The sequence below is a fragment of the Paracoccus litorisediminis genome, assembly GCF_009711205.1.
GTDB lineage: Bacteria > Pseudomonadota > Alphaproteobacteria > Rhodobacterales > Rhodobacteraceae > Paracoccus > Paracoccus litorisediminis.
In genome coordinates, this window is record NZ_WMIG01000005.1 from 138858 (window position 1) to 152338 (window position 13481).

Annotated in this window: 10 protein-coding genes; 2 read left to right on the forward strand and 8 right to left on the reverse strand. The window is 62.8% G+C overall.

Annotated features, from left to right (window positions below; translation table 11 throughout):
* Positions 1–3 precede the first annotated feature (3 nt).
* From GL300_RS12170 to acs, 3 genes are all read right to left on the reverse strand, one after another.
* Positions 4–366, reverse strand: a complete 363-nt coding sequence (locus GL300_RS12170; protein ID WP_155039905.1) for a response regulator transcription factor — start codon at positions 364–366, stop codon at positions 4–6.
* A gap of 59 nt (positions 367–425) precedes the next feature.
* A complete protein-coding gene (locus GL300_RS12175) occupies positions 426–2213 on the reverse strand; it encodes an MFS transporter (RefSeq protein WP_211595045.1) in 1788 nt (595 codons plus the stop codon).
* A 272-nt stretch (positions 2214–2485) separates the two neighbouring features.
* Positions 2486–4441, reverse strand: a complete 1956-nt coding sequence (acs, locus tag GL300_RS12180) for an acetate--CoA ligase (protein WP_155039906.1) — start codon at positions 4439–4441, stop codon at positions 2486–2488.
* A gap of 235 nt (positions 4442–4676) precedes the next feature.
* On the opposite strand from acs, the gene GL300_RS12185 reads away from it, so the two are divergent.
* On the forward strand, positions 4677–5165 hold the full coding sequence (locus GL300_RS12185) for a HugZ family pyridoxamine 5'-phosphate oxidase (protein WP_155039907.1): 489 nt from the start codon (positions 4677–4679) through the stop codon (positions 5163–5165).
* Positions 5166–5201: 36 nt separating this feature from the next.
* Here the strand turns inward: GL300_RS12185 and GL300_RS12190 are convergent, their stop codons facing one another.
* Together GL300_RS12190 and GL300_RS12195 are read right to left on the reverse strand one after the other, a co-directional pair.
* Positions 5202–7493, reverse strand: coding sequence for a glycosyl hydrolase family 28-related protein (locus GL300_RS12190; RefSeq protein WP_155039908.1), 2292 nt, complete (start codon positions 7491–7493; stop codon positions 5202–5204).
* A gap of 139 nt (positions 7494–7632) precedes the next feature.
* The gene (locus tag GL300_RS12195; RefSeq protein ID WP_155039909.1) at positions 7633–9225 is read right to left on the reverse strand and encodes a lysine--tRNA ligase; all 1593 of its coding nucleotides are present in this window, start codon (positions 9223–9225) and stop codon (positions 7633–7635) included.
* Between the two features lie 86 nt (positions 9226–9311).
* Here GL300_RS12195 and GL300_RS12200 point away from each other — a divergent pair, with 86 nt between their 5' ends.
* A complete protein-coding gene (locus tag GL300_RS12200) occupies positions 9312–9734 on the forward strand; it encodes a tellurite resistance TerB family protein (protein ID WP_155039910.1) in 423 nt (140 codons plus the stop codon).
* Between the two features lie 3 nt (positions 9735–9737).
* Here GL300_RS12200 and dacB read toward each other — a convergent pair whose 3' ends face one another.
* Genes dacB through GL300_RS12215 form a run of 3 tightly spaced genes read right to left on the reverse strand, consistent with a single transcriptional unit; the run spans position 9738 to position 13471 of the window.
* Complete coding sequence (gene dacB, locus GL300_RS12205; RefSeq protein WP_155039911.1) at positions 9738–11195, reverse strand: D-alanyl-D-alanine carboxypeptidase/D-alanyl-D-alanine endopeptidase; 1458 nt, start codon at positions 11193–11195, stop codon at positions 9738–9740.
* Positions 11192–11797: a nicotinate-nucleotide adenylyltransferase gene (locus tag GL300_RS12210; protein WP_155039912.1), complete on the reverse strand. Its 606-nt coding sequence runs from the start codon at positions 11795–11797 to the stop codon at positions 11192–11194. Before GL300_RS12210 ends, dacB begins: the two co-directional genes overlap by 4 nt.
* Before the next feature lie 3 nt (positions 11798–11800).
* The gene (locus GL300_RS12215) at positions 11801–13471 is read right to left on the reverse strand and encodes a formate--tetrahydrofolate ligase (protein ID WP_155039913.1); all 1671 of its coding nucleotides are present in this window, start codon (positions 13469–13471) and stop codon (positions 11801–11803) included.
* Between the last annotated feature and the right edge of the window lie 10 nt (positions 13472–13481).

Consider the following 13481-nt stretch of genomic DNA (forward strand, 5'->3'; position numbering starts at 1 on the left):
TGATCAGGCCAGAAGCCGCGCCATCTCGGCCCGCAGCTCGGCCAGCTCGAACGGCTTGGCGATGAATCCATCGGCACCCAGCTCCAACCCGCGCTTGCGCTCGACCACCGAGCCGCGCGCCGTCATCATCAGCACGCGCACATCACGCAAGCCGGGATCGGCGCGGACTTCCTCGACGATCTGATAGCCGGAGATGTCGGGCAGCATGATGTCCAGCAGGACAAGGTCAGGACGGTTGCGGCGGATTTCCTCGACCGCGCCCGAGCCGCTGGCCAGCCGCTTATGGGCATGGCCCGCGCGGCCCAGCAAAAATTCCAGCGCGACGGCGATATTGTCCTCGTCCTCGACAATCAGGATATTCGCCATCGTCTCACCTTTGGGCGGGGATGCCGGGCCCGGACGAACCGGGCCCGACGATGCACGGATCAATCCGCGAAGATGTCTTTCTTATGGGTGTTGTTCGGCACGAAGATCGTCCCGATCACCACGGTCATCACAGCGACGACGATCGCATACCAAAGACCGGCATAGATGTTGCCGGACTGGGCCGAGATCGCGAAGGCGGTCGCGGGCAGCAGGCCCCCGAACCAGCCGTTGCCGATATGGTAGGGCAGCGACAGGCCGGAATAGCGGATGCGGGTCGGGAATAGTTCGACCAACATGGCCGCGATCGGGCCATAAACCATCGTCACGAGGATGATCAGATAGGTCAGGATCGCCACGATCTTCAGCTTCTGCGCGGTGAAGATGTCGAAGAAGTTGTTGGCCTTGGCGACGGTCGTATTGGCATCGGCGACCAGCGGATAACCCGCAGCCTTCAGTGCCTCATTCACGGCTTTCTCGAAGGCCGTTTTCGCGGCGGCCAGTTCCGGGCCGGCCAGCGCAGATGCGTCATAGGACGGGATCACCGTGTCGCCGATCTTGATTTCGGCGCCCGCGGCGGGCGTGCCCGCGACGGTCGTGTAATTCACCGAGGACTTCGCCAGCGTCGCCTTGGCGATGTCGCAGGGCGAGGTGAACTTGGCGGTTCCGGTCGGGTTGAACTGGAACGAGCAGGTCGACAGATCGGTCGTCACCGTGACCGGGGTCTGCTGCGCGGCATACAGCGCCGGGTTGGCAGTCTGGGTCAGGGCGTGGAAGACCGGGAAGTAGGTGATCGCGGCTAGAAGGCAGCCGCCCAGAATGATCGGCTTACGCCCGATCCGGTCCGAGAGCGAGCCGAAGAACAGGAAGCCGCCGGTGCCCAAGATCAGCGACCAGGCCACAAAGACGTTGGCCGAGAAGCTGTCCACCTTGATCACGTTCTGGATGAAGAACAGCGCGTAGAACTGACCCGAATACCAGACCACGGCTTGACCGGCGGTCAGGCCCAGCAGGGCGATCAGGGCAATCTTGCCGTTTTTCCAGGTACCGAAGGCCTCTTTCAGCGGGGCTTTCGACTGGGCACCCTCTTCCTTCATCTTCTTGAAGGCCGGGCTTTCGTTCATCTGCAGGCGGATATACAGCGAAATCGCCAGCAGGAAGATCGAGCCAAGGAACGGAATCCGCCAGCCCCACAGATCAAAGGCCTTGATCATCTTGGGCGTGCCATCGGCATTCATCACCGCAGCGCCAGCCGCGTCCAGAACTGGGGTCGGCTCCCAGTTGCCGTTGACATAGCCCTGCACCAGCAGGATCACGATCAGCGACAGCAGCAGGCCCAGCGTGGCCGTGGTCTGGATGAACGAGGTGAAATAGCCGCGTTGGTTCGCGGGGGCATGTTCGGCCACATAGACCGCGGCACCACCATATTCACCACCCAGCGCCAGACCTTGGGCCATACGCAGCGCGATCAGGATGATCGGCGCAGCAACGCCCCAGCTGCTATATCCGGGCAGCAGGCCGACCAGGAAGGTCGAGAAGCCCATGATCAGGATGGTGGCTAGGAAGGTGTATTTCCGCCCGATCAGGTCGCCCATCGCGCCAAAGACCAGCGCGCCGAAGGGGCGGACGATGAAGCCTGCGGCAAAGGCCAGCAGCGCAAAGACGTTGCGCGTGGCTTCCGGGAACGAGGTGAAGAACTGCGCGCCGATGATCGCCGCGAGCGAACCGTAAAGGTAGAAATCATACCATTCAAAGATGGTCCCCGCCGAAGAAGCAAGAATGACCTTCTTCTCTTCCGCGGTCATCGGGCGGGAACGCGTCCCCGCCACTTCCGTCTGGTTATATGCCATAAGGCTCCTCCCCTGTAGCCAGCTTGTGGCTGGCGGTTGTCGGGGCAAGCCGGGTCCCGCGCCCGCAAACGCAAGTTTGCAGGTTCAGCGAAAGGTCCAGCCTTCCCCGATGCTTGAAATCCGCCCTTATCCGGGCGGCCTTCCAAATTTCCCTGTCCGGAAACCTCCCATCCGGGCCGGGCCTTCTGGTGGTGACGCGCCGTTCTGGCGCGTCGGCCGGTCTGTTAACCGGCGGGGCGCAGCGGGTTATGGCCTCCGCTGCGCCGCAGTCATCAAGCCCGGTTCATCCGGTTCTCGATCAGTTCGTCGACGACGGCGGGTTCGGCCAGCGTCGAGATGTCGCCAAGGCTGCCATAGTCGTTCTCGGCGATCTTGCGCAGGATGCGGCGCATGATCTTGCCCGAACGGGTCTTGGGCAGGCCGGGGGCCCATTGGATCAGGTCGGGCTTGGCGATGGGGCCGATTTCGGTGCGGACCCAGCTTTCCAGCTCGCGCTTCAGATCGTCGCTGGGATCGACGCCGTTCATCAGCGTGACATAGGCATAGATGCCCTGCCCCTTCAGATGATGCGGATAGCCGACGACGGCAGCCTCGGCGACCTTCTCATGGGCGACGAGGGCGGATTCGACCTCGGCCGTGCCCATGCGGTGGCCGGAAACGTTGATCACGTCATCGACGCGGCCGGTGATCCAGTAATAGCCATCCTCATCGCGGCGGCAGCCATCGCCGGTGAAGTAATAGCCGGGATATTGCTGGAAATAGGCCTCCATGAAGCGCTCATGATCGCCCCAAAGCGTGCGCATCTGGCCCGGCCAGCTGTCGGCAATCGCCAGAACACCTTCGACGCCATTGCCGGTCTGGATGGCGCCAGACGCGGCATCCAGAATCTCGGGTTTTACGCCAAAGAAAGGCAGCGTCGCCGAGCCCGGCTTGGTCTCGATCGCGCCGGGGATCGAGGTGATCATGTGACCGCCGGTCTCGGTCTGCCACCAGGTATCGACGATCGGGCAGCGGCCCTTGCCGACATGCTTGTCGTACCAGACCCAGGCCTCGGGGTTGATCGGTTCACCCACTGTGCCAAGGACGCGCAGGCTGGACAGGTCGTGCTTGTCCACCCATTCCGGCCCCTGCCCCATCAGCGAACGGATGGCCGTCGGCGCGGTATAGAATTGCGTGACCTTGTGGCGGTCGCAGACATCCCAGAACCGGCCCGCATCGGGGAAGTTCGGCACGCCCTCGAACATCAGGGTGGTCGCGCCATTGGCCAGCGGGCCATAGACGATGTAGCTGTGGCCGGTGACCCAGCCCACATCCGCCGTGCACCAGAAGATGTCGCCTTCCTTGTAATCGAAGACGTATTGATGCGTCATCGAGGCATAGACCATGTAGCCGCCGGTCGTATGCACGACCCCCTTCGGCTTGCCGGTCGAACCCGAGGTGTACAGGATGAACAGCGGGTCCTCGGCATTCATCGGGCGCGGCGGGCAGTCGGGGCTGACCTCAGACATGAGCTTCAGCACGTCGACGTCGCGGCCGTCGATCCACGTGGTCTGGTCGCCGGTATGCTTGACGACAAGGCAGCGCACCCGGTCCGAGCAATGCAGCAGCGCCGCATCGGTATTCGATTTCAGCGCCGTGCGACGGCCGCCACGCGGCGCAGTATCGGCGGTGATGACCAGTTTCGCGCCGCAATCGTTGATGCGGTTCGCCAGCGCGTCGGGCGAAAACCCCGCGAAAACGATGGAATGGATCGCGCCGATCCGCGCGCAGGCCAGCATCGCATAGGCGGCCTCGGGGATCATCGGCATATAGATCACGACGCGGTCGCCGCGCATCACGCCTTGGCTCAGCAGCACATTGGCGAAGCGGTTCACCTTTTCCGACAGCTCGGCATAGGTGATATGGCGCGCGGGCGTCGCCGGGTCGTCGGGCTCAAAGATAATGGCGGTCTGGCTGGCACGGGCCGGCAGATGACGGTCGATGCAGTTCACCGAGGCGTTCAGAATGCCGTCCTCGAACCACTTGATCGAGACCTTGCCCATCGAGAAATCGGTATTCTTGACGATGCTGTAGGGGTGAATCCAGTCGATCCGCTTGCCCTCGCGGCCCCAGAAACCTTCCGGATCAGAGATCGATTCGGCGTAAAGGCGCTGGTAATCGGCCGGCTTCAGCAGGGCATCCTCGAAACCTGACGGAATCGGGTGTTTGGCTGTATTTTCAACGGACATTGCGGACCTCCTCCATTCCTTCACCGAAGCCTGTCGGGCGCGCATCTCCCCTCGCGCCAGGCAGGTTGTAATCGTTAGGCTGCCGCGAGGTTAATACAAGCGCGTCATTTCGGTAAACTGTTTTTTATCAAAGGAAATTTCGTTAATTTATTCACTAGATTCTGCGTCAATTTGTAAATTCTTCACAAGCACCGCAGATCTTGCACAGCGGCGGCCCTTCCGCCATTTTGCCGCCATGAAACAGGAACCCATCCGCCCGACCGATGACGAGGCACGCGCCCTTGCCCGCCGCCTGCTGTCCGGAATGCGCCATGCCGTCCTTGGGAGCATCGACCCCGAGACCGGCATCCCCCTTGTCACCCGCATCGCCGTTCAGACCGATGATGACGGCGCGCCGGTCGCGCTGCTTTCGCGCCTTGCCGCGCATACCCGGGCATTGCTGGCCGATACCCGCGCTGGCCTATTGGTGCTGGACGATGAGGCCGTCAAGGGCGACGCGATGACCCATGCCCGGCTGTCGATCCTAGCCCGCGCCGAGCAGATCGAAACCACGCCCGCTCTGCGCGACGGCTGGTTGGTTCATGACCCCAAGGCCAAGGTCTATATCGACCTGCCCGATTTCCGCTTCTGGCGGCTGGTGCCGGAATCCGGGCTGCTGAATGGCGGTTTCGGCCGCGCCTTCCGCCTGACGCCCGATGACATGCTGAAAACCCCGACCGCCTGAGGGCGACCGGGGCCTTGGATCACGCGACAGCCCCGATCAGTCGGGACTGTCCATCCGCACCCGCAGGGCGATGGCACCCTTGGCCGGTGTACTCCAATTGACGGCAACCTGCTTCTTGTTGCTGCCCTGCTGCGCCTGAATCCATGGCATCTCCGACACCCGCGCATTCGACGAGTTGGTGATGGCCGAGGTCGCAACCACGGATTCGACCTTTTTCGCCCAGCCGTTGAAGGGCAGTTCGACATTGATCGGGACAGCCCACCGCGCCGCCGCCGAGGCTTGGCTGAAGGTGATGTCCACCGGGTTCGCGACATAGTTCAGCACGCCGTTAAACATGTTGCCCTGGAACTGGATATTGCGCATCCGGGTGTAGTCCAGATCGGCAAAGGTCGTGTCGACCTTCTCGATCCGGGTGACCTTGTTGTTCAGGGATTTGAAGACGTTCCCCAGAACCGCAAGCCCATGGATGAAATGGCCGGTGCCATAGGGCTTCACCACCAGCCAGTTGAATCCCAGGGTGGTATCCGAGGCCAGGAAGGTATTCCCGGTGATCGTCAGCGCGCCGAAGGAAAAGGCGCTCCCCTCGAAATTCGGCTTGGCGTCATGCTCATTCGTCCATTCGATCGAGCAGTTGTCGACATAGTTGCCGGTGATATTCGCCTGCACGTTGGTCTGGGTCAGGATCAACCCGCCGAAGCGTACCCCGTTCTGCGCCGAGTCGCCTTGGAACCAGTGGTTGCCCTCGATCATGTGGCCACCGCCGCCCGCGACCATGAAATGGCCAAAGCGCACGAAGCGGTTGTGGCGGATCTTGGTGTCATTGTTGTTGACGTTGATCGCGATGGTCGTGCGGTTCTGCGCCAGATCGCCCATCTCGTTCGACAGGAACTCGCAACCGTCGACCCGCATCCCCTGACAGGCCGAGCCGATCGAGGTGATGCCGCGATCCTTGGGCCGGGTGAAGTAGCAGTCGCGGAAGCAGGTCATCGAGCCGGTCTGCGCCAGCATGACGCCGCTGGCATTACCATCCAGCAGGAATTCGACATCGTCGAAATTCAACCGGCTCAGCTGCTCCAAGTCCGAGAAGTCAAAGGCATAGCGATAGCGCAGGAAGGTATAGTTGCGCGTCGCCGCCCCGCCATAAAGCGGTTGCGACAAGGTCAGCGTGGCAGCACCCGCATTCTTGGCGGTGACATAGACCTCGCGCCCGACACCATTGCCGGTGATGCGCGCGCCGATCTCGATATTGGCGATATTGCTGACCCCGGTCAGGACCAAGGGGTTGTTGGGATTGTAGGTCCCCGTCGCAGTCACGCTGCGCGTTGTCCAGGCACTGCCCGGCGTGATCGAGATCTGACCGTTGGTGATCACCCGCCGGTTCGAGAAAGTGGTCAGACCCGGCGCGTAATCCGAAACCTTCAACGGCTCGGACAGATGGACATTGCGCCCGCACAGGTCCAGCGAGCCGTGATCGACAAAGCCGAACATCGCCTGCAGCGCCCGCTTCATCCCCTCGGTCTCATCCCCGAAAGCGGCGGCATAGGTGGGGTAGTCGAACTTGCCGGTCAGCGACAGACGGGCCGAGCGGGGCATCTTCAACGTGCCGACAAACCGCACCGGCGCGCTGAGGTTCAGGTCCGAGCCGATGTAATAGCTGCCCTCGGGCACGACCAACTGGTTCTTGCCCGCCGCCTGGTTCGCCGCGACAAAGGCTGCGCGATCATCGGTGACGCCATCGCCCACCGCACCGAAATCGCGCACATCTACCCAGTCCAGCATCCCCGGCACAAAGGCCGAGGTGACGTCTTCGATCACCAAATTCTCGATGCGGATCGAGCCATTATTGTCGCCCAGCAGGTCCAGCCCCAGATAGCCGAATGTCGTCGCCCTGCCCCATGGCAGGTCAACGCCGTCGCGCCGCCCGGTTCCGACGATGGCCGAAACTTCGACCACATTGCCATAGCCCGAAATCGTCGTGGTCGGCCCAACCTGCAGCACACCCGCGACATTGCCCGCGGAATTGCCCGCATAGCCCGCAATCCGCACCTGCGGAATGTTGCCCGCGATGGCCTTGACGCGGGTCGAGATGCGCAGATAGCAGCCCGGCGAAATCGGGGTCTGGCGCATGTAACGCAACGAAGTCGTGTTTTCGAGCTTCAGGATTTCAAGGCAACTGCCGAAATCCTCATCCGCCGGAACGATGGCGGCGTTGGGCTGCCCGGCCCATGACGGCGAACCTGCCGTGCCATTGGTCCGCGACCAGAGATTCAGCCCCAGCCGAAACTCGCGCGGCATCAGCGCCTTGCTACCCACTACGGCAATTGCCATGCCAGAAACTCCCTTTCCCGGATCTTGCGAGCCATTACAGGCCGCGCGGTCGGGTCAGACTCTGGCAATCCGGCGTTAACCGGGCGTTAACCATGCGCGCGCAGCAACGGGGCTGCGCGCAACATGTCGGTCAGGACGATCAGACGGCAGGTTCGGAAACCAGCTCGCCCGCCAGTGCACGCTCAATCAGCGCGCGGGTTTCGTTGACGCCGTAAAGGGCGATGAAGCCGCCGAAACGCGGGCCTTGATCGGCTCCCAGCAGCACCTGATACAGCGCCTGGAACCAGTCCTTCATCGGCTCGAAACCATGCTCGCGGCCAATGGCAAAGACCATGGTCTGCAGTGCCTCGGCATCGGCCGGCTGATCCCACGCCGTCAGACGCCCGGCCAGATCCTCAAGCGCACGACGCTCGATATCGGTCGGCGCGCGGAAGGTCCGGGTCGGTGCGACGAAATCGGTGAAGTAGCGCACGGCGAATTCGGCGGCCTGATCCAGCGTCGGGTTGGTCTCGGGGCTGGCTTCCGGCGCATAGCGCTTGATAAAGCCCCACAGCCCGCCCTTGTCCTTGGCCCCCGCAACCGAGGCAAGGTTCAGCAGCATCTGGAACGGCACCACCATATCGGATGCCGGAACATCGCCGCCATGGATGTGCCAGACCGGGTTCGCGAATTGCTGATCCGGGGTCTGGTCGTGATAGGCGCGCAGCTGCTGGTGATATTCGTCGACCGCCTTCGGGATCACGTCGAAATGCATCCGCTTGGCCGTTTTCGGCTTTTGATACATGAAATAGGACAGGCTCTCGGTCGCGGCATAGGTCAGCCATTCGTCGATCGACAGGCCGTTGCCCTTGGATTTCGAGATCTTCTGCCCGTCCTGATCCAGGAACAGCTCATAGGTGAAATGCTCGGGCTTCTTGCCACCCAGGATCTCGCAGATGCGGTCATAGATCGGCGTGTTGGTCGAGTGATCCTTGCCATACATCTCGAAGTCGACGTCCAGCGCGGCCCAGCGAGCGCCGAAATCGGGCTTCCATTGCAACTTCACCTGACCACCGGTGACCGGCAGGGTCAGCTCCTGCCCGTCCTCGTCGTCAAAGGTGATCGTGCCGTTTTTCGCATCGACATGCTTCAGCGGAACATACAGGACCTTGCCGGTCTTGGGGCTGATCGGCAGGAAGCAGGAATAGGTCTGCTGACGCTCTTCGCGCAAGCTGGCAAGCATCACGTCCATGATGGCGTCATAGCGCTCTGCGGCCAGCAGCAGCGTGCTGTCGAACTGGCCGGACTTGTAGAACTCGGTCGCGCTGATGAATTCGTATTCGAACCCGAAGGTGTCGAGGAAGCGGCGAAGCATGGCGTTGTTATGATCGCCAAAGCTCGGATATTCGCCGAACGGGTCGGGAACGGTGGTCAGCGGTTCCTGCAGGTGCTCAAGCAGCATCTCGTATTGCGGGACGTTTTCGGGAACCTTGCGCATCCCGTCCATGTCGTCCGAGAAACAGAACAACCGCGTCGGAATGTCCGAGATCATCTCGAAGGCACGGCGGATCATCGTCGTGCGCGCGACCTCGCCAAAGGTGCCGATATGGGGCAGACCCGAGGGACCGTAACCCGTTTCGAAAAGGACAAAGCCCTTTTCCGGGTCCTTCTTCTCGTAGCGTTTCAGCACGCGGCGGGCCTCCTCAAAGGGCCATGCCTTGGATTTCATCGCGGCGTCACGCAGAGTGGTCATTTCGGGTCTCCATTGCTGAGGGTTTCCCCGTATTGAAACCGGGCGAAATGGTCAATAATTACCCGAAAACCCTGCGGAGAAATGACATGTCCGAAACCTTGCCCTCGTTTTCGCCCTGCGACGCTCTTGTCGCGGTCATGGTGGGGGTCTCGGCCTCGGACCAGAACCTGCGGACGGCAGAACTGGTCGCGATCGAACGCGCCGTAAACCACACGCCGGTCTTTGCCAATTACGATATCGACCGCATCCGCGCCGTGTCGCAGACGGTCATGTCGCTGTTCGAGGAAGAGGACGGGCTTGACGCGCTGTTCGGTCTTGTCCGGGCCTCGCTGCCCGAAAAGATGTTCGACACCGCCTATCTGCTGGCTTGCGACGTTGCGGCATCCGATGGCCGTCTGGGCGAAGTCGAGGCCGAGATGCTGGCCGAGATCCGCCATCAACTGGACATCTCGCGCCTGCACGCGGCGGCGATCGAGCTGGCAACCAGCGCTCGCCACCGCGTCCTGTAAGCCTTAACGGATCACCGTTTCCGAGGTCACGGCCGGCGCGGCAATCTGCGCCGGCAGCACACCGATCCAGCCCTCGATCAGCCCCTGCTGCAGCACCTTGGAACGTCGCGTCCATGTGCTGACCCCGTCGGGCAACTCCTGCCCTTCGGTCGCGGCACGGCGCGCCTCGTCGCCGGTCAGAATGGCGAAGACCACCTCGCGTCCGTCCGAGGTCCGCGCAAATCCGGCAAGGTTCGAGACGAAGTTCAGCGTCCCGGTCTTGGCCAGAACCTCGATCGGGCTTTCCTTGGACTTGCCCTTCTCGTCGCGCAGCGGGATGTGCTTCAGCACGTCATCCAGACCGCGCTTCGATCCTTCCTGTGCAACCAGCCGCGCGAGGGTCATCGCGCTGACCCGGTTCTGGGCCGACAGCCCGGAATGGTCATGGAAGGTGAATTGCTGGTCCGGCAGCAGACCGCGCAGCCAATCCCCCATCGCCGCCGCCGATGCCGTGGGTGAGGCTGCGCCGCTGGCCGCAATCCCGATCACCTCGGCAGTGACGTTGGTCGAATATTTCAGCATGCCCTTGACGATACCCGACAGCGGCTCGCTCTCCCGCCGGGCAATCTCGGCACCAGTCGGGGCCAGAGTAGCAACCTCGGGCGTGGGCAGAACCAGCCCCTTGGCACGACACAGGGTCTGGAACACGTCACCGGCATAAAGCTCGGGGCGGCGCACCGGCAACCAGCGCGAGCCCGACTTGCCCATCGCGCCACGCGCAATGGTCCAGGCTTCGGTCTTGCCGCTTCCGTCATAGGTAAAGATCGGCTTGGCACGATCCGCTGCACCGACGCTGATCGTATAGGCCCGTGGCGACTGGCTGCGTCCCCGCGCCTCCAGCGACATCTGCCCCTGCCGCCAATTCAGATGAACCCGGTTGAAGTTGAGGATCATCCCGGAAAGACTTGGATTGTAAGGAAGATATTCGTCTTGTTCAGACGAAATCCTTTCAAGCTGCGGCAGCGCCCCGCCCCAGACCACAAAGCGCTTCGGCGCGGCACCCTGCCAGGCCTTTGCCGCCGTTACGGCCAGCTTTGCCAATCCGTCCGTGTCCAGCAGCGGATCGCCTCCACCGGCAAGGATCAGCGTGTCGCCATCCTGCCAGACGCGGGTGACAAAGCGATGATCCGGGCCCAGCTTTTCCAGCGCATATAGCGCGGTGACAATCTTGAGCGTGCTGGCCGGGGCCATCACCTGATCGGCATGGCGCGAACTCAGCACCTTGCCGGACGCATCGGTCACGACAAAGGATACCTCGCCGCCCAGCTTCGCCTTGGCGATCAGCGGTTCGGGGTCAAAGAAGGGACCGGGCGCGCCAGATACAGCGGGCATCGCCCCTTCGGCACGCAGGAGGGTTGGCAGCAGACCAGGCAGCATCGCCACCCCAAATCCCGCCAGAAGCTGTCGACGTGAAAGGCTCATGTTCTGGCTCCGGCCTTGCGCGCGCGGATCGCGGTAGAAGACATATTGCTCATGGGCACGTTTATTAGGGCCCAAGCGGGCGGGGCACAATCCGCAAGCCGGAATTCCTGCCCCTCGGGTAGACGATACCGCCATAATCCGCGCGCGGCACGGGAAAATCTGGCGGGCATCCGCCACCCGGGACGGGCGATGACACCGATGGGGACGCTCGCGGCGATCTGCGACCAACGGTCCCAGCGATCGAATTGAACCATGTTATCCGCCCCCATCAACCAGACAAAACGAACGAATGGATAAAGCGACTGGACGCCCGCGATGGTGTCGGCGGTCATCCGCGTGCCCAGCCGGGCCTCGATCGCAGTGATCTCGACACGAGGATTGCGCATGACATCCGCCGCGATGCGCAGACGTTCCTCCAGCGGTGCCGGCCCTCGGGGTTTCAGCGGATTGCCGGGACTGACGAGCCACCAGACCCGATCAAGGCGAAACCGCCGCATCGCCTGTTCGGTGATATGGACATGCCCCTCATGCGCGGGATCGAACGAGCCGCCGAGCAGCCCGATACGCATTCCCGGCAGCGCAAGCGGCAGCCCGGCCCGCATCGGCTAGAACAGCCCCTCGATCCGGCCTTGTTCATCCAGCCCAATCCGCAAGGCCGCAGGTTCGCGCGGAAGTCCGGGCATGGTCATGATCTCGCCGCAAATGGCGACGACGAACCCTGCCCCGGCCGACAGGCGCACCTCGCGCAGCGGGATGGTGAAGCCCGTCGGTGCACCCCGCAGATGCGGATCGGCCGAGAAGGAATACTGCGTCTTGGCCATGCAGACCGGCATATGCCCATGCCCGGCCGCCTGCCATTCGGCCAGCTTGTCATGGACGGCGGGCGAGGCCTCGACATGGTCGGCGCGGTAGATGCGCTTGCAGATCGTCTCGATTTTTTCCCACAGGGTCATGTCATCGGGATAAAGCGGGGCAAAGCTGTGCTGGCCCGCTTCGGCATGATGGGCGACAGCGCGGGCCAGATCCTCGGCCCCGGCCCCACCTTCGGCCCAGTGACGGCACAGGATCGCCTGCGTGTCGTGCTGCGCGCAATAGGTGCGGACGGCCTCGATCTCGGCCTCGGTATCCGAGGTGAAATGGTTGATCGCCACGACCACCGGCAGGCCATACTGTCGCAGGTTCTGGATATGGCGGCCCAGATTGGCGCAGCCGTCGCGTAAGGCGGCGACGTTTTCTGCCCCCAGATCGGCACGGGCGACGCCGCCGTTCATCTTCAGCGCACGCACCGTCGCCACCAGCACGACAGCATCCGGAACCAGCCCCGACAGACGGCACTTGATATCCAGAAACTTCTGCGCGCCCAGATCGGCGCCAAAGCCAGCCTCGGTCACGACATAGTCCGACAGCGCCAGCGCGGTGCGCGTCGCCATGACCGAGTTGCAGCCATGCGCGATATTGGCAAACGGCCCGCCATGGACCAGCGCCGGATTATGTTCCAACGTCTGGACAAGGTTCGGCTGCAAGGCATCGCGCAGCAGCACGGTCATCGCGCCATCAGCACCCACGTCCTTGGCGGTCACCGGGGTCTTGTCAAAGGTCTGGCCGATGACGATCCGACCCAGCCGCTCCTGCAGGTCATGCAGATCCGAGGCAAGGCACAGGATCGCCATGACCTCCGAGGCCACGGTGATGTCAAAGCCGCTTTCGCGCGAATGACCGTTCGCCGGGCCGCCAAGGCCGATCACCGTCTCACGCAGGGCGCGGTCGTTCATGTCCAGCACCCGCCGCCAGGTCACCCGGCGCGGGTCGATGCGCAGCGCATTGCCCCAATGGATGTGGTTGTCGATCATCGCGGCCAGCAGGTTATGGGCGCTGGTGATGGCGTGGAAATCCCCTGTGAAATGCAGGTTCATTTCCTCCATCGGGACGATCTGGGCCATGCCGCCACCAGCAGCGCCGCCCTTCATGCCGAAATTCGGGCCAAGGCTGGCCTCGCGGATGCAGATCGTCGCGCGCCGCCCGATCCGGTTCAACGCATCGCCCAGACCGACCGTGGTCGTGGTCTTGCCCTCGCCCGCGGGGGTCGGGTTGATCGCTGTGACCAGCACCAGCCGCCCCTGTTTGCGGTTCTTCAGCCCGGCGATGAATTCATGCGTGATCTTGGCCTTGTCATGGCCATAGGGCAGGAAATCCCGCGGCCCCATGCCCAGCTTGGCAGCAATCTCGGCAATCGGGCGCTTCTTGGCCTCGCGGGCGATCTCGATGTCGGATTTCATGGGGTTCCTT

Bases quoted from the DNA above. Each gene is read 5' to 3' on its own strand.
- GL300_RS12170 (WP_155039905.1), bottom strand. From the start codon at position 366: ATGGCGAATATCCTGATTGTCGAGGACGAGGACAATATCGCCGTCGCG.
- GL300_RS12175 (WP_211595045.1), bottom strand. From the start codon at position 2,213: ATGGCATATAACCAGACGGAAGTGGCGGGGACGCGTTCCCGCCCGATG.
- acs (WP_155039906.1), bottom strand. From the start codon at position 4,441: ATGTCCGTTGAAAATACAGCCAAACACCCGATTCCGTCAGGTTTCGAG.
- GL300_RS12185 (WP_155039907.1), top strand. From the start codon at position 4,677: ATGAAACAGGAACCCATCCGCCCGACCGATGACGAGGCACGCGCCCTT.
- GL300_RS12190 (WP_155039908.1), bottom strand. From the start codon at position 7,493: ATGGCAATTGCCGTAGTGGGTAGCAAGGCGCTGATGCCGCGCGAGTTT.
- GL300_RS12195 (WP_155039909.1), bottom strand. From the start codon at position 9,225: ATGACCACTCTGCGTGACGCCGCGATGAAATCCAAGGCATGGCCCTTT.
- GL300_RS12200 (WP_155039910.1), top strand. From the start codon at position 9,312: ATGTCCGAAACCTTGCCCTCGTTTTCGCCCTGCGACGCTCTTGTCGCG.
- dacB (WP_155039911.1), bottom strand. From the start codon at position 11,195: ATGAGCCTTTCACGTCGACAGCTTCTGGCGGGATTTGGGGTGGCGATG.
- GL300_RS12210 (WP_155039912.1), bottom strand. From the start codon at position 11,797: ATGCGGGCCGGGCTGCCGCTTGCGCTGCCGGGAATGCGTATCGGGCTG.
- GL300_RS12215 (WP_155039913.1), bottom strand. From the start codon at position 13,471: ATGAAATCCGACATCGAGATCGCCCGCGAGGCCAAGAAGCGCCCGATT.